This window comes from Nonomuraea purpurea (assembly GCF_042650645.1).
Lineage (GTDB): Bacteria > Actinomycetota > Actinomycetes > Streptosporangiales > Streptosporangiaceae > Nonomuraea > Nonomuraea purpurea.
In genome coordinates this window covers 23,876-40,191 of record NZ_JBHSBI010000007.1, presented here as the reverse complement: position 1 = coordinate 40,191, position 16,316 = coordinate 23,876, and the positions used below count along the sequence as shown (strand labels likewise).

Below are 16,316 nucleotides of genomic sequence, written 5' to 3'. Positions count from 1 at the left end.
CGGACAGAAGGGTAGTCAGGAGGCTCGGTCAGAAGCGGAGCCAGCCGGTCCGGCCGTACCAGGTGCCGCCTGCCGCGAGATGGTCGCCGACGGCCCGCTCCAGACGCGTGCGGCGGGGCAGCCGCGCCAGGTCGGCGGCGTCCCCGCCGAACACGAACGCCATCATGTCGCTGCCGTCATACCGGTCGAGCAGGTGGAAACGGCGCTGGAAGGCGACGATGTTGGACTCGGCGGGCAGGTAGCGGGCGAGCTGCTCGTCCAGCAGCCACGACCCGCACGTCACGACGCGGACGTCCTCGTCGGGGAAGTGCCTCGGGAAGAACTCCCTGGCCCGCTCGAACGACGCGTCGCACGCCGCCGGCGTCATCGGGCCGCGGAAGTCGGGCACGTGCACGCCGAGAGCCGGCGACCCGGGCCCCACCGGCAGGCCCGCGCTCTCCAGGGCCTGCCCCACCCGACGGTTCAGCTTGGCCCGGTTGAACTGCAGGCGTCCCATCTCGAACAGCAGCCCGCGGGCGTGCAGCATGAACCAGTCGGGGGCGTGCAGCCCTCCCGTACCGTGCCGCTTGCGGTGCACGGCCATGTTGCGCCCCAGGTCGGCGAACGTCGCCCAGGACACCTCCTCGGGCACGCCCAGCCGCCGGTGGTAGGCGCGGGTGTGCGGCAACGCGGCCAGATAGACGAACACATAGAAGTACGGCCCCAGCTCCGGCAGCACCGGGAACGGGGGCGGCCCGTCGACGACGCCCATCGTGGCCACCAGCGAGTGCGCGCACCGCTCGGCCAGCCACCACCGCGGATCGCCCGGCTCGGGGCGGGCCGCGATAACGGCGTTGACGTCCTCATGCGGCACCGCGAGCCTGAGCAGCTCCGAGACCAGGTCGCCGGGCAGGGCGAGGTCGAAGCCGCCCAGGGATTCGAGGTGCGCCAGCCAGTCAGGGTGGGCGCGCAACAGAGCCTTGACATCCATCCGGCTCAGCCTAGCCGCCCCCGGTAGACCGTCCTGGCGCGCTCCAGCAGAGACAGGTGGTCGCCGAGCTGATACGGGCCGGCCAGGCGGCCGTGCTGCTTGATCAGCTTCTCCAGTTCTTCCAGCCACTCCAGGCACCACAGCACGTCCTCCCGCCTGGCGACGTGCCTGCCGTCCACGTCCACGTAGACGGGGCTGGTCAGGGCGTACCCGGTGGTGGTCATGGTGCGCGGATGCGGGTCACACAGGACCTCGGCCATCACATACGTCGGCCCGTCCACCACGAGGGCGGTCGTCACCGTGAGCGTCTCCTCGCCCGAGTGCCGGAAGTCGGCCGACAACCGCTCGGCCCCGGCCCGCACGCCGTCGGCCGTGCGGATGCGCACCGCCGCGACCTCGGGGCCGACCGCGCTCGCCGTGACCGTCAGGCGCTGACCCCTGCGGGCCTGGATCACATGGCCGGGGCCGTGGCCGTCCACCGACAGCTCCAGCCAGGGGCCGGTGGTGGCGAACGTCCGGCCCGCGCGCACGGCCGCGGCGAACGTCCTGGCGGTCAGCTCCCCCTCGACCTTGGCGTAGACGCGGGCCCAGCCGGGCGGGTTGGACTGGTTGTCCGAACGGGTGAAGGAGATCATCGCGTCCGTGCCCGCCGTCACGGCCAGCCGGTTGCCCGCGCCGATCAAGTGCCGATACACCGCCGCCGTGGACGGGATCGAGGCGTGGGTGAGCACGTCGAGACTGTCCACGAGCCCGAGCGCGGCGTCGGCGACCAGTTCGCGGGCGGCGCAGTTGCGCGGCGACGGCCCCACGACGCCCTTCGGCGGGTCGGCGTCGGAGATCGGCGTGCGGAAGGGGTGGCTGTAGCCGACCAGCGCGCCGAGGCCGCGCAGCTCGCGCAGCCCGTCGGCGTTCGGCGGCCAGTCGGCGTCGCCCTCGAAACCGGTGTGGTAGCGGCCGGGCGCGGCCCTGAGCGCGAACGCGTAGATGTGGCCGAGCAGGTCGTTGCGGTACTCCACGCCCATCCTGGCCACGTGGGCGGCGTCCGACCACGGCAGGTCCCGGTCCGCCCAGACCTCCAGCGCCTCGCGGTCGTAGACGCGCCTGCCCGAGACGTTGCCCGCCAGCAGGTTGAGCACGTGCAGATCCTCGCCGAGCTGGGCGGCGGCCGCGTCGGCGGGCAGCCCCACCGTGTCGCCCGCCCAGTTGAGGTGCACGTGCATGTCGCCTCCGTAGCAGCCCCGCGCCGCCGCGTCGTAGAGGCGCTCAGGGGTGAGGCTCACCAGGTGCTCCTCGCCGGGGGCCGGGGTCAGCTCCAGGGACGACTCCTCGTACTCCATGCCCCTGGTGACCGTGACCTTCAGCGGCACGGCGGGGACGTCCAGGACGATGTCGTCGCCATGGAAGTAGGGGCGGTTGTGGAAGTCGTAGCGGTTGGGGGTGTCCTGCGGGAACCAGCCGCTGCCGTCGTCCGCCACCACGCTCCACCGGCACGGCATCCCGGCCACGAGGCGCAGCCTGGCCGCCGGGGTGGGGCGCAGCAGCGCGTCCAGGCGCAGGCGGGCGCCGTCCACGACAACCGTGCTGCCGGGGTCGGCCTCGACCAGCCACGCGCCGCAGGGCGCGATCCGCCGCTCGGTCCCGTCCACCGCCGCCACACAGTCCTCATCGCGCGAGGAATCGAACAGCAGCGACACCCGCTCCCCACCCCGGCCCGCACCTTGACTCTCCGTGCTCTGTCCGAACGGCAGCAGCACCATCCTCGGCGCGCCTTCGAGCGACACCCCGTCAGGGCCGACGCGCACCGCGACGAGATGTCCCGGCAGCTCGCCGTCCAAGGTGTCGCGCAGCACCCGGTCGTAGTCGGGCTCGGCCAGCCGGGCCGCGAGCTGGTCGTGCGGCGTGCCCGGATACTCCTGGGCGACCGCCTCGAAGACGAGCCCCCAGAACCGGTCGAACAGCGCGGGCCTCAGCACCCTGCGCCTGGCGAAGAACTTGACGTAATGGATCTCCGGCTCGCCCCAGGTGATGCCGTGGCGGCTCAGCAGCCGGCCGTACTCCTCCAGTGCGCCCGCGACCTTCTCGGGCAGCATCGGTTCCGCACACATTCGCGCCTCTCCCACGTCCGGTTGCGCGTCATCGTGACACGCGTCAACCGCGTGGAACCCGCGCGTGGCGGCCGCGGATACGCAGACTTCCTCCGCAGGGAGAAGCCACTGTCCCGCCGCATGAAGAAGACCATCCTCGATGGCAACCCAACACGCGCGACCACCACTTGGGCGGCCGAACCCGGTCGTCACGGCGCCCGGCCCCGCACACCGGAGGAGCGTTCCCCTGGATGGGCCCCAGCCACGGTCGGTGGGCGGCGTGCCGTTGGCCTGCCGTAAGGAATGGGAGCTTTTCAATACGGCGGAGGAGCGGGGTCAGGGGCGTTTGAAGGCGGACAGGAGTTGGTCGGCTGCCAGGGCGGGGGTCAGTTCGCCTGCCAGGACCTTCCGTTCCACCTCCGCTGCGATGGCGGCCACCTCCGGGTCGTTGCGGAGTTCGGTCAGGAGCCGGTCGTGGACCAGGGTCCACGTCCAGCCCACCTGCTGGCGTCGGCGTTTGGCGGCGAGGTCGAGGGAGTCCTGGTGGGCCAGGACGTGCCGCCAGAGTTTGTCCAGGCCATCGCCCCTGAGGCCGCTGCAGGTGAGCACGGGCGGGGTGACGGAGTCGGAGCGGAGCATGCGCAGCGCCCCCGCCAGTTCCCTGGCCGCCTTTCTGGCGGGCAGTTCGTACTCCCCGTCGGCCTTGTTGACGGCGATGACGTCGGCGAGTTCCAGCACGCCCTTCTTGATGCCCTGGAGTTGGTCGCCGGTGCGGGCCAGTGTGAGCAGCAGGAACGTGTCCACCATGTCGGCCACGGCGGTCTCCGACTGCCCGACGCCGACGGTCTCGACCAGCACCACGTCGTAGCCGCCGGCCTCCACGACGACCATGGCCTCCCTGGTCGCCTTGGTGACACCGCCGAGGGTGCCGGAAGTGGGCGAGGGGCGGATGAAGGCGGCCGGGTCGGCGGCCAGGCGGGCCATGCGGGTCTTGTCGCCGAGGATGCTGCCGCCGGTCCTGCTGGAGGAGGGGTCCACGGCCAGTACGGCCACCTTGTGGCCCTGCCCGGTCAGCATCGTCCCGAGTGCGTCGATGAACGTGGACTTGCCCACGCCGGGCACACCGGAGATCCCCACCCGGCGCGCGTGGCCGGTGAGCGGGGTCAGTTCGACGAGCAGTCGCTGTGCGAGCGCGATGTGGTCGGGTCTGGTCGACTCGACCAGGGTGATCGCGCGGGCGATCCACGTACGGGACCCGGCCCGTACGCCGTCGGCGTAGTTCTCCAGCGAATGCACCCCGCATACCCCTTTCTTCCCAGTTGATCAGCCTAACTTCTGACAAGTTTTGACTTTTGCCAGTAGGGTGCTGGAGTTCTGTCTCAGCCGTCACAGGAGTCACTCCCCTCATGCCCAACGTCGAACCCCTCCGTGACGGCGACCCGCCGACGGTGGGGTCCTACAGGCTGGTCGGGCGGCTCGGCGCGGGCGGCCACGGCGTCGTCTACCTCGGCCAGGCACGCAACGGAAGCCCCGTAGCCGTCAAGGTGCTGCGTGAAGGGCTGGCCGAGGGCGACCGCCTTGCCCAGGAGGTCGCGGCCGCGCGCAAGGTCGAACCGTTCTGCCTCGTGCGGGTGCTCGACGCCTCGACCGGCGACAGGCCGTACATCGTGTCCGAGTACGTGGACGGGCCCTCGCTGGAGCAGGCCGAACGGCTCGGCGGAACGGATCTGCAGCGGCTGGCCGTGGCGACCGCGACCGCGTTGGACGCCCTCCACCAGGCGGACGTTCTGCACCGCGACTTCAAACCGGGCAACGTGCTGCTGGGGCCCGAGGGGCCGCTGGTCGTGGACTTCGGCATCGCGGGGGCGTTCGCGCAGGGAGTCACCGGGACGGGCAACATCGTGGGCACGCCCGCCTACATGGCGCCCGAGCAACTCGCGGGCAAGGCGGTGGGGGCGCCGGCGGACGTGTTCGCGTGGGCGTCGGTGATGGTGTTCGCGGCGACGGGAACACCGCCGTTCGGTGACGACTCGCCACCCGCGGTGATCAACCGCATCCTGCGCGAGGACCCGCGCCTCGGGGAGTTGCGGCGGCCGTTGCGGGAGATCGTCCCGATCTGCCTGCTCAAGGAACCCGGCGCCCGGCCCGCCATGCGGGACGTGCTGCTGAGGTTGCTCGGCGGCGACAAGGGCCGCAGCGGCGGCGCCTCACGCGGCAGTACGGCATCGCGCGGGGCCGGCACCTCTCGAAGCGGCGGCACCTCGCGAGGCGGTGGCGGCGTCTCCGGGGACGGTGGCAGGGCACGGGACGGCGGCTCGTCGCGAGGCGGCGCTCCCCGGGTCGCGAACTGGGCCCAGGAACCCGACCAGACCGGCGACCTGGCGATGGGCTGGCCCCACACCGCCGACCAGGCGGCACCCGCTGATCAGAAGGCTGATCAGGCGGCGGCCTGGCATCAGACGGCCGACCAGACCGGCGACCTGGCGACGGGCTGGCCACAGACCTCAGACCCGGCCTCCGACCAAGCGGCAGCCTGGCAACAAACCGCCGACCAACCGGCGGCTTGGCAGCAGACCGCCGACCAACCGGCGACCTGGCACCACCAACCCGCTGACCAAGCGACGGCCTGGCAGCGGACCGCCGACCAGACCCCCGACCCGGGGCAGGGCTGGCCTCAGACGCCCGATCAAACCCTCGACCACGACGCCGCCCCGCACCACGACTCCGCCGCGCATCCTGGGCTCGGCTCGCGTCACGATCCGGCTGCCCCCTCATATCCGGGTGCCGAATCGCACCCAGGCGCCGCATCCCATCCGGGGGCGGCGTCGATGCCGTTCCCTGCTCCGGTCGAGACCGAGCACGCCGCCAGGACGCCGTACCCGGACGCGGGCGAACATCCACGGACCCCGTACTCGGGCTCCGGCGAGCACCCGCGAACGCCGTATCCGGGCTCCGGCGAGTATCAGGCCCACGCGCCTCACCCGAGCAGCGGCGAGCACCACGCGCACTTCCCCGATGCGGGCGAGCACCACGCCCACGCGGCATACGCGGGCTCCGGTGAGCAAGCGGCCCACGCGTCCTACCCGAACGGCGGCGAGCAGCCCGTGCCGGGTCAGTTCGCGGCCGATGCGCCTCTGGACGGTTCCAGGGGTGAGCAGCCCGCCATGGCCCAGCACTCGGCGTTGGTCGAGTTGCTGGCCCCCGAAGCTCCCGCTCAGGAGCAGGCCCCTGCTCCGGCTGCCCGGCCGCGGCGGTGGCGGCGGCGGTTGAAGATCGCGATCATCATCATTTTGGCCGGTATCTCCGTGCTCGCCCTGGCCGCCGCCATCGTGTGGCTCACGCCCACCACCCCCACCCCCAAAACCACCAACGCCTCCGTCACCACGGACGCGCCCACGACCACCGCCGCCAGCGCCCCGGTCGAGACGCAGCAGCCCGGGCGGACCCGCACCGCCAGGCCCACCCCGCAGTCCGACGGCACGCCCAGCGCCGTCCCGACGGACGGCACGACGGTTCCGGGCCTCAGGGTTGCGAGCGTGCGGGCGAACGGCACCAGGAACGGCGACTGCTGGTCTGGCGGCCAGGTGACGCTCCGGGCTTTGGTGCGGCGCACGGGCCCCCCGCTGAACTTCAGCTACACCTGGTACGTCGACGGAACCCCCGTCGGGCGGGCGTCGACCACGATCACCGAGAACGGCCAGCGCCTCCTGACCTCGCCGCAGGCGTTGACGAGCACGGGAGGCGTCCACCGCGTCACCCTGCGAATCACCGCCCCCATCATCACCCAGAGGTCTTCCATGATCACGATGTGCGAGGGCGAGGGCGAGAGCGGGACCGAGAGCGTGACCAACTAAGGCCCCCCGAGAAGCGCCCTGGACGGGGCCTGTCAGGTCCATAGCAGCCCGGAGTCCTGCGGGCGTGACGGTCGTCGGTCGGGGCGAGCTTGGCGAGGTCCTCTTCGAGGTCGCGGCGATATGGCCGATTGCGGGCCCTCGGGGCGTCGGGCTTGCCTGAGGCGCCCAGGCAGCCCCAGGGCGCCCCAGAGGCCCGTTGGACGCCTGTCAGTGCTTCCTGAGTTGGTCGAGGAGGTCGAGGGCGGCGTCGGCGATCACGGTGCCGGGTGGGAAGATCGCGGCGGCGCCCGCGGCGCGTAGTTCCTCGTGGTCTCCCGGCGGGATGACACCGCCCACCACGATCATGATGTCGGCGGCCTCCAGGTCGGCCAGGGCCCGGCGCAGCGCGGGCACCAGCGTGAGGTGTCCGGCGGCCAGCGATGACACGCCCACGATGTGCACGTCGGCCTCGACCGCCTGCCTGGCGACCTCTTCCGGCGTCTGGAACAGCGGGCCGACGTCGACGTCGAAGCCCAGGTCGGCGAAGGCGGTGGCGATCACCTTCTGGCCTCGGTCGTGGCCGTCCTGGCCCACCTTGGCGACCAGGATGCGCGGGCGGCGGCCCTGGGAGCGTTCGAAGTCGGCGCAGGCCCGGCGGACGCGTTCGATGGCGGCGGATGAGCCTGACTCGTCGCGGTACACGCCGGAAATGGTACGCACCTGCTCGGCATGCCGGCCGAACACCCGTTCAAGCGCGTCGGAGATCTCCCCGACCGTGGCCTTGGCGCGGGCGGCGTCGACGGCCAGCTTGAGCAGGTTGTTCTCCAGCCCTGGAGCGGGGTCGTCGGCGGCCTTGGTGAGGGCGTCGAGCGCGTGCTTGACGGCCTCGGCGTCGCGTTCGGCCTTGAGACGGGCCAGTTTGTCGAGTTGCTGGGCGCGTACGGCGCTGTTGTCGACCTTGAGGACCTCGATGGCCTCGTCGCTGTCGGCGCGGTACCTGTTCACGCCGATCACGGGCTGGCGCCCCGAGTCGATGCGGGCCTGGGTGCGGGCGGCGGCCTCCTCGATGCGCAGCTTGGGCAGGCCGGCCTCGATGGCCTTGGCCATGCCGCCCGCGGCCTCGACCTCCTGGATGTGGGCCCAGGCGCGTTCTGCGAGGTCGTGGGTGAGGCGTTCGACGTAGTAGGAGCCGCCCCAAGGGTCGATCACCCGGGTGGTGCCCGATTCCTGCTGGAGGAGGAGCTGGGTGTTGCGGGCGATGCGGGCGGAGAAGTCGCTGGGCAGGGCGAGCGCCTCGTCGAGGGCGTTGGTGTGCAGGGACTGGGTGTGGCCCTGGGTGGCGGCCATGGCCTCGACGCAGGTGCGGGCGACGTTGTTGAAGACGTCCTGGGCGGTGAGGGACCAGCCGGAGGTCTGGCTGTGGGTACGAAGGTTCAGCGATTTGGGATTTTTCGCGTTAAATCCGGAAACGATCCGAGCCCACAACAACCGGGCGGCACGAAGCTTGGCGACCTCCATGAAGAAGTTCATGCCGATGCACCAGAAGAACGACAACCTCGGCGCGAACCGGTCGATGTCCAACCCGGCGGCCACCCCGGCGCGCAGGTATTCGAGCCCGTCGGCGAGCGTGTAGGCCAGCTCCAGGTCACACGTGGCGCCGGCCTCCTGGATGTGGTAACCGGAGATGCTGATCGAGTTGAATTTCGGCATCTTTTCACTGGTATACGAGAAGATGTCGGAAATAATGCGCATCGACGGGCCTGGCGGATAAATGTAGGTGTTGCGGACCATGAACTCTTTGAGGATGTCGTTCTGAATGGTCCCCGCGAGCTGCTCCGGTGCGACGCCCTGCTCCTCGCCCGCCACGATGTAGAGCGCCAGCACGGGCAGCACAGCGCCGTTCATGGTCATCGACACCGACATCCGATCGAGCGGGATCCCGTCGAAGAGCTGCCGCATGTCGTAGATCGAGTCGATCGCCACCCCCGCCATGCCGACGTCGCCGGCCACGCGGGGGTGGTCGGAGTCGTAGCCGCGGTGCGTGGCCAGGTCGAAGGCCACCGACAGGCCCTTCTGGCCCGCGGCCAGGTTGCGCCGGTAGAAGGCGTTGGAGTCGGCGGCCGTGGAGAAGCCCGCGTACTGGCGGATGGTCCACGGCTGGGTGACGTACATGGTGGGGTACGGGCCGCGCAGGTAGGGGGCGCTGCCCGGGTAGGTGCGCAGGAAGTCGAGCCCCTCGATGTCCCCGGCCGTGTAGAGCTGTTTGACCCCGATGCCTTCCGGCGTCTCCCACACCTCGCCGGCCTCTGGCGGCTCCTGGTCGACCGGTAGCTGGGATTTGAGCGGGATGCCGGAGAAATCCGGGATCATCGAGTCACCTCCAGGTCCTCGAAGGTCTCACGGAGCACGGCCAGCGCGTCGCAGCCGGCGTAAAGGCGGGCGTCCACACCCTCGTACTCCCCCTTCCCAGCCAACCACACCTTTCGCGCGCCCGCTCTGCGCAGGGCGGTGGCGACGGCGGCGGCGTGCTGGGCATACAGCTTGTCGCTCGAACACAGGCAGGCGACGGTGGTGCCGCTGACGGCGAAGGCGGTGGCGATCTGCTCGGGATCGGCGCCGGGTCCTGCGGTCTCGACGTCCAGGCCGCCCGCCTGGAACAGGTTCGCCGCGAACGCCGCCCGCGCGGTGTGGACGGCCACGGGGCCGATGGTGGCCAGGAACACCTTGGGGCGCTCGGGCTGCGCGTCGGCCAGGTCCCGCAGCGCCTCGAACGCCTGCGCGTAACGCACCCTCGGCAGCCCCGTCTCGCCGGTGGCCGGAGCCGCGTCCCTGCGCAGGGGCTCTTCGTGGGGGTTCGGGTACTCGGTGACCCCCGTGATCGGGAAGCGGCGGTGGGCGATGTCGTCGTCGCGGCGGGCCCGGGTGGCGGCGATCCGGCCGGAGACCAGCGTCCCCGCCGCCGTGATCCCCCCTGCCGCCTCGATCTCCTGGAACCAGCCCCAGGCGGCCTCGGCGAGGTCGGCGGTGCGGCGCTCGACGTACCAGGAGCCGCCCGCCGGGTCGACGACCCGCCCGAGCCCCGACTCCTCCAGCAGCAGCGACTGCGTGTTGCGGGCGATCCTGCGGGAGAACGCGTCGGGCAGCCCCAGGCAGGCGTCGAACGGCCGCACGGTGACAGCGTCGGCCCCTCCCACCCCGGCGGCGAAGCAGGCCAGGGTGGTACGCAGCATGTTCACCCACGGGTCGCGGGCGGTCATCATGGCCGAGCTGGTGACGGCGTGCTGCCGCTGGGCCCCGTGCTCGGCCGCCCCGCACACCTCGGCCACCCGGGCCCACATCCGCCGGGCGGCCCGCAGTTTGGCGATGGTGGCGAACTGGTCGGCGGTGGCCGCGTACCTGAACTCGATCTGCCCCAGCGCCGCCTCGACCGTCAGCCCGGCATCGGTGAGCGCCCGCAACTCGGCGACGCCGCGGGCGATCGAGCAGCCCAGCTCCTCGGCGTCGCTGCCGCCCGCGTCGTGGTAGGGCGTGGCGTCCACGGTGACGGCCCGTAGCCCGGGGAAGTCGGCGGCGCAGCGACGGGCCAGCTCCAGCCCTGTCACGGCGGACGGGCCGAGGCAGGAGGCCCCCAGGTTGCCGCGCGGCGCGACGCCTCGGGCGGCGGCCAGCCCGAACAGGGCCTCGGCGGCCTCTCCCGTCCGCTCCCCCGCCTCCAGGACGACCGGCGCGAGGTCGAGGTAGACGTCTTTCAGCACCGTGCCGAGCGCGTCCACCGGGATCGCGCCGTCGCCGACGACCAGCCACAGCGAGGTGGCCCCGTTCTCCAGGTCGGCCAGCACCGCCTCCGGGTCGGGCACGGCGTGCCGCTGCCGCACGTCCCAGCCGGGGACGGTACGCCCGCCGCGGACGTAGGGCGCCGCGCCGGGCAGTCCAGGATCGCCGGGCAGGTCGTCCTGGTCGTACAGGGGCGCGACGGTGATCCCGTCGTAGGTCGTGGTGGCCAGCGCCGCCTCCGGGGAGTCCACCTCCACCCCTGACTTACGCAGAACCTCCACCGCCAGCGTCCGCCAGTCCTCGCGGGTGGTGGACGTGAACCCCGCTGCCAGTTCCATGGTTCGGATAGTAGGCCGAAGTGAGCACCTTCGGTGATACCGGGGCCAGCCGGGCGAGGCCTCGCAAGGTCTACTTCCAGGTCATCGGCCGGTCAGGCCGTGCCCGGCCTGGGCGCGCCGCGGCGGACCCAGGCGTAGAGGGGCTCGCCGGGGCAGTCGGTGTCGTAGCCGTCGCGGTGCCCCTTGATCTCCTTGCCCGCGCCGCCCTTGTCGCGCAGGTGCTCGACGGCGTCGAGGATGGCGTGCAGGATCTCGTCGGTCGGCTGCACGAGCCCCGCGTTGCCCACCAGCCCCAGCACGGCGTAGTGGCCGGTGTTCAGCCCGGCGCCGTTGGCGGCGGGCAGGCGGTGCGGCCCGCGTCCTTCGAAGACCTTCCTGTGCGGACAGGCGACATACGTGTAGGCGATGTCGATCCAGCCGTTGCCGTCCATGTGGTCGGCCTGGATGGAGCGGACCAGGGCGGCGCACCCGTCGTGGTCGGACACGATGCCGGGATCGACCCGTCCGCCCGTGTAGTGAACCTTCACTCCCTTGGTGGAGTCGAGTTGGGTGTAGTCGCCGTGTGGCGGGCGAGCGTTCCAATCGCGCCGCAACACCAGGTCGATGGCCACGGTGAGCTCCGAGGGTCGCTGTCGTGATGTCCGAGCGTAACGCGGGGATTGCGGACAGGTCCCAAGGATTGGGGATTTAGGGTCTGATCACCCGCTTGTCGGTGACGATCGCGGTGATCAGATCGTGCGGTGTCACGTCGAACGCCGGGTTCAGCGCCTGGGTCCCCTCAGGCGCCACGCGCACCCCCGCGAGGCTGACGATCTCCTCCGCGCCCCGGTCCTCGATCTCGATGTGCTCGCCCGACGGGGTGTTCTGGTCGATCGTGGACTCGGGCGCGACCACCAGGAACGGCACCCCTGCGCGTTCCGCGCCGAGCGCGAGGGCGTACGAGCCGATCTTGTTGGCGGTGTCGCCGTTGGCGGCGATGCGGTCGGCGCCGATGAGGACCGCGTCCACCTCGCCCTTGGCCAGCAGGTACGGCCCCGCGGAGTCGGCGATGAGCCGGTGCGGCGCGCCCATCCTGGCCAGCTCCCAGGTCGTGAGCCTGGCCCCCTGCAGCAACGGACGGGTTTCGAGGGCGAGCACCTCGGCCAGCCGCCCGCGCTCGTGCAGCGTCTGGACGACGCCGAGCGCGGTGCCGCGTTCGACGGCCGCGAGCCCGCCGGTGTTGCACACGGTCATGATCCGCAGCCGGTCGCCCTCCAGCAGGTCGGCCCCGCGCTCGCCCATGGCCCTGCAGGCGGCGATGTCGTCGTCGCGCACGCGCAGCGCCGCCGCGAGCACCGCCTCGCGGCCCTCCGGCAGGTGGGCCGCGGCCTGGTCGACGCCCCACGCGAGGTTGACCGCCGTGGGGCGGGCGGCGCGCAGCCGGGCGATCTGGGCGGGGTCGCCGTCGGCCAGCACGACGCCGAGAGCGCCCGCCACGCCGAGCGCGGGCGCGCCGCGCACGGCCAGACGCCTGATGGCGTCGACGAGTTCGTCGACGGTGTGCACGCGCAGCATCACGCGGTCATGGGGGAGCCGGGTCTGGTCCACGAGTTCGACCGCGCCGTCGACCCAGTCAATGGTCCTCACGGGGCAAACGGTAACGTACCTCCCCGCCGCGCTCAGCGTTCGGCGAGAACGATCACCGAGTCCCGCTCGCCCAGCACCACGACTTCGGACTTGTCGGGGTTCAGGACGATGCCGTAGTGGGGCGGGTCGTTGCGCGCCTGGGAGTCGCGGTAGCCGATGGCGGTCTCGCCCCGGCGGCGGGCGGCCTCCACGACCGTGGAGAAGGTCACCTTCGTCCCGGTCTTGACGTAGGAGGCGGCGGGCCGGGGGTAGATCTCGGAGCCGCGCGAGTCGAACAGGTAGGCGAACACGTCCGCCAGGTGCCTGTTCTCGGCGAGCTGGGCGAGGAGCAGGCCGATGACGGTGTCGCTGATCACGATGTCGTCGGCCTCGGTGACCTCGGCCAGGGCGCGGTTGTTCTCGTCGTGCATCTCGCTGACGATCGAGTAGTGCTCGCCCAGCGTGCTCTGCATGTCGCGGAGCTGCAGCAGCGTCATGAGCGTGCGCGTGTCGGAGTGGCGTGCGTCGAAGCGGTCGTCCGACAGGACGATGACGTGCTGGAAGAGGCCGACGCCGAGCGATTCGAGGGCGAACCTGTCGGTGGTGTCGCAGTCCTTGACGTTCACGGTGAGGTTGCGCAGCCCCGCCAGGTTCGTGCCCGCCTTGGGGTGGTCGGCGGCGACCTCCAGGACCGCGCCGGGGGAGACGTAGCCGTCGAGGTAGCGGATGATCTGCTCGGCCCTGCCGTTCCAGTTGAGCAGCAGCGTGCGCTCGGGTTCGAGGGGCTCGCTCTCGGCCATGACGATGGCGCCCTCGTCCACGGCGTGCTTGCCGGCGGCCAGGCGGACGTGGGAGTCGTCGTACGCGATGACGATGATCTGGTCGTCGGCGTTGATGACGGTGTCCATGGGCGGGTTCAGCACGACACCGGACGGCCGGCGCAGGCCGATCGCGGAAGCCGTCTGGTAGGCGTGCAGCGCCTCCCCGTAGGTGATGCCGACGAGCTTCTTCGGGGTGCGCAGGTAGATCTCGCCACCGTCGAAGTTGAGCAGGTCCATGCAGACCACGGACATGCCCGACTGGCGGGAGGACTGCACGATGAGCCGCGAGGCGGTGTCGTCGGAGTCGACCAGGTGCACCTCCTCCCCGCCTGCCAGGCGGGCGGCGGCGATGTTGCGGCTGGAGGCCAGGGCCGCGACCACCGGCGGGTGCGCGCCCTTGCGCTTGGCCAGCGCCAGCAGGATCTTGATGACGTGCGCGTCGGGGTCCTCGCCCTCGGGTGACAGGACGACGACGGAGGCGGCTCCCGCCAGGTTCATCAGCGCCAGGTCGCGCGGCTCCGTGGGCCGCCCGGTGCGGCAGACCACCCTGGTCTTGCCGAGATCGCCGACGGTCTCGCGGATCTGCTCCTCCATGTCGAGCTTGTCACGTTCCGCCAGGATCGCGATGGCCGAACGCTTCTGGCTGGACTGGGCCTTGACCAGTTCGGACACGATCGTGAACACCTGGTCGGACCAGCCCAGCACCACCGTGTGACCGGACTCCACGACCCGCGAACGGCCCCTGCGCAGCCGGTCCACCTTCTCCTTGAGGCCGTTGGCGAGCAGGCCGACGAGCATGCTGACGATGAACAGACCGCCGAGCGAACCGGCGAACATCACGGTCATGTACGCGATCGAACCCTTGTCGCCGGCGATCCTGCCGGGGTTCAGCGCGTGCATGAGAGCGATCCAAAGAACCTCCCCGACATTGCTGACGCCTTCTGGCTCGCCGGGCGCGAGCCAGAGCGTCAGCACCGTCACCAGCACGATGAGCCCGACCGACACCACCGCCAGCCAGCCGATCAATGACGCCGTGCCCTTGGACATGGTGTTGTCGAACCAGTATCGCGCCCGCTCACGGAACGTGACCTTCGACACTTCCCCGATACCTCCGCGTAAGGAGTGATTTGACCCAGCGTCCGAGGGTAGCGGCCGATCTTTGTATCCGCATGGTGACAGGTAACGTATCCGCCATGGTGACCCCCCTGATCCCCGACGATCCGCCGTCTCTGGGCGGGTATCGCCTGTCCGGCAGGCTCGGCGAGGGCGGGCAGGGCGTGGTGTATCTCGCCCACTCCCCCGCCGGAGAGCCGGTCGCGATCAAGCTGCTCAGCACGGGCGACAAGGAGACGCGGGCCAGGCTGGGGCGGGAGCTGGAGGCGCTGGAGAGCATCGCGTCCTTCTGCACGGCGCGGGTGCTCGACGTCTCGACCGGCGGGCAGCGGCCCTTCGTGGTGAGCGAGTACATCGACGGGCCCTCACTGGCCGACCGCGTGAGCGAGCGCGGCCCCCTGCGCGGCGGCGACCTCGAACGCCTGGTCGTCGGCACGGCCACCGCGCTGGCCGCCATCCACGCGGCCGGAATCGTGCACCGCGACTTCAAACCCGCCAACGTGCTGCTCGGTCCCGACGGGCCCCGCGTCGTCGACTTCGGCATCGCCAGAGCCGAAGGGGCGGCGACGCTGACCAGCGGGCTGATCGGCACGCCCGCCTACCTGGCGCCCGAGCAGATCGGCGGCTCGCCGGCCACGCCCGCCTCCGACGTGTTCGCCTGGGCCGCCTCCATGCTGTACGCGGCCACGGGCACGAGCCCGTTCGGGGCCGACACCGTGCCCGCGGTGCTGCACCGGGTGCTGCACGCCGAGCCTGACCTGTCGGTGCTGCCGGAGCGGTTACGCGGGTGGATCGGGGCCTGCGTGGCCAAGGACCCGGCCCTCCGGCCGACAGCGCAACACCTCATGGTGTCCCTGGTCACCCCCAACGTCCAACCCCCCGCCCCCGGTCCGTCCTCCACCGGCCCCGGCCCCACACCTCCCGGCACCACAGGCCCCACACCCTCCGGCACCACGGGCCTGGCCCACTCGGCGGTCCCGGGCCCGGCCTCCTCAGGCCCGGTGCCCACTCCATCAGCGCCCCCTCATTCGGTCCGGGGTCCGGCCGGCCCTGCCTCGTCTGCGGCGTCCGCGGGGCCGGGGCCCGGATTACAGACCGGCAGTGGGGCGGGGCCCGGTGTTCACGGGGCCGCACCGGGGCAGCCGTCGCGTGACGGCGGGCCCACCGGACCGCAGGGCCCGGCCGAGATCACCGGCGGGACGCGGCGCTCCCGATCGCGGGGCCTGCTCGTCGGCGGTGTGGCGGCGGCGGTGGCCCTGGCGGTCGCGGCCACCGTCACGCTCCTGCAGTTGAACCAGACCCCGACCACGGGAACCGGCGACCGCACGTCCTCCTCCCCGGCCACGACACCGGGCGACGAAACCTCCTCGCCCCCGGCCACCACCACACCGTCCGGCACCCCCTCCACCGCGGACAACACCCCGCCCGCCGACCCGAGCCTGAAGATCCCCGCCGCCTTCGAGGGCGACTGGTCAGGCCACACCGTCAGCACGAACCCTCTCAGCAGCGGCGCCAAAAACACGGTGAAGCTGAAGAAGGGCAAGTCCACCGCCGCCTGGACCGAGGAGCACGGCCAGGGCACGTGCTCGGGCACCATCACGCTGACCAAGGTCGAGGCCACCCGGCTGACGTTCGCCCTCGGCGCGAACGAGGGCGGCTGCATCCCCGGCACGATCGAGCTGGACCTGATGGAGAACGACATACTCGGCTACACCTGGCGGGACGTACCAGGTTTCAACCTCGTCACCCAGAGCGGCACGTTCAAGAAAGACTGAACG

General features: G+C 71.5%; 10 protein-coding genes. 2 read left to right on the top strand and 8 right to left on the bottom strand.

The genetic code is table 11. From position 1 onward, the window contains the following. Window positions 1-28: 28 nt before the first annotated feature. The 3 genes from ACFOY2_RS15575 to meaB all read right to left on the bottom strand — a co-directional run bounded on the left by ACFOY2_RS15575 (window position 29) and on the right by meaB (window position 4,350). Window positions 29-970, bottom strand: coding sequence for an acyltransferase domain-containing protein (locus tag ACFOY2_RS15575; RefSeq protein ID WP_379528721.1), 942 nt, complete (start codon window positions 968-970; stop codon window positions 29-31). Window positions 971-975: 5 nt separating this feature from the next. Further along, a complete protein-coding gene (locus ACFOY2_RS15570; protein WP_379528720.1) occupies window positions 976-3,075 on the bottom strand; it encodes a CehA/McbA family metallohydrolase in 2,100 nt (699 codons plus the stop codon). Window positions 3,076-3,390: 315 nt separating this feature from the next. Then, entirely contained in the window at window positions 3,391-4,350 is a 960-nt protein-coding gene (gene meaB, locus ACFOY2_RS15565; protein ID WP_379528719.1) for a methylmalonyl Co-A mutase-associated GTPase MeaB, read from the bottom strand. 110 nt (window positions 4,351-4,460) lie between these two features. Here meaB and ACFOY2_RS15560 point away from each other — a divergent pair, with 110 nt between their 5' ends. Then, on the top strand, window positions 4,461-6,908 hold the full coding sequence (locus tag ACFOY2_RS15560) for a protein kinase domain-containing protein (RefSeq protein ID WP_379528718.1): 2,448 nt from the start codon (window positions 4,461-4,463) through the stop codon (window positions 6,906-6,908). A gap of 207 nt (window positions 6,909-7,115) precedes the next feature. Here ACFOY2_RS15560 and scpA read toward each other — a convergent pair whose 3' ends face one another. From scpA to ACFOY2_RS15535, 5 genes are all read right to left on the bottom strand, one after another. Next, on the bottom strand, window positions 7,116-9,257 hold the full coding sequence (scpA, locus tag ACFOY2_RS15555) for a methylmalonyl-CoA mutase (protein ID WP_379528717.1): 2,142 nt from the start codon (window positions 9,255-9,257) through the stop codon (window positions 7,116-7,118). Beyond that, on the bottom strand, window positions 9,254-10,999 hold the full coding sequence (locus tag ACFOY2_RS15550; protein ID WP_379528716.1) for a methylmalonyl-CoA mutase family protein: 1,746 nt from the start codon (window positions 10,997-10,999) through the stop codon (window positions 9,254-9,256). The genes scpA and ACFOY2_RS15550 overlap by 4 nt, the downstream gene beginning before the upstream one ends. A 92-nt stretch (window positions 11,000-11,091) precedes the next feature. Then, a complete protein-coding gene (locus tag ACFOY2_RS15545; protein WP_379528715.1) occupies window positions 11,092-11,610 on the bottom strand; it encodes a peptidoglycan recognition protein family protein in 519 nt (172 codons plus the stop codon). A 76-nt stretch (window positions 11,611-11,686) separates the two neighbouring features. Next, window positions 11,687-12,625: an S-methyl-5-thioribose-1-phosphate isomerase gene (mtnA, locus tag ACFOY2_RS15540; RefSeq protein ID WP_379528714.1), complete on the bottom strand. Its 939-nt coding sequence runs from the start codon at window positions 12,623-12,625 to the stop codon at window positions 11,687-11,689. Between the two features lie 32 nt (window positions 12,626-12,657). Continuing rightward, the gene (locus ACFOY2_RS15535) at window positions 12,658-14,523 is read right to left on the bottom strand and encodes a CASTOR/POLLUX-related putative ion channel (RefSeq protein ID WP_379528713.1); all 1,866 of its coding nucleotides are present in this window, start codon (window positions 14,521-14,523) and stop codon (window positions 12,658-12,660) included. 95 nt (window positions 14,524-14,618) lie between these two features. Here ACFOY2_RS15535 and ACFOY2_RS15530 point away from each other — a divergent pair, with 95 nt between their 5' ends. Continuing rightward, entirely contained in the window at window positions 14,619-16,313 is a 1,695-nt protein-coding gene (locus tag ACFOY2_RS15530; RefSeq protein ID WP_379528712.1) for a serine/threonine protein kinase, read from the top strand. Window positions 16,314-16,316 lie beyond the last annotated feature (3 nt).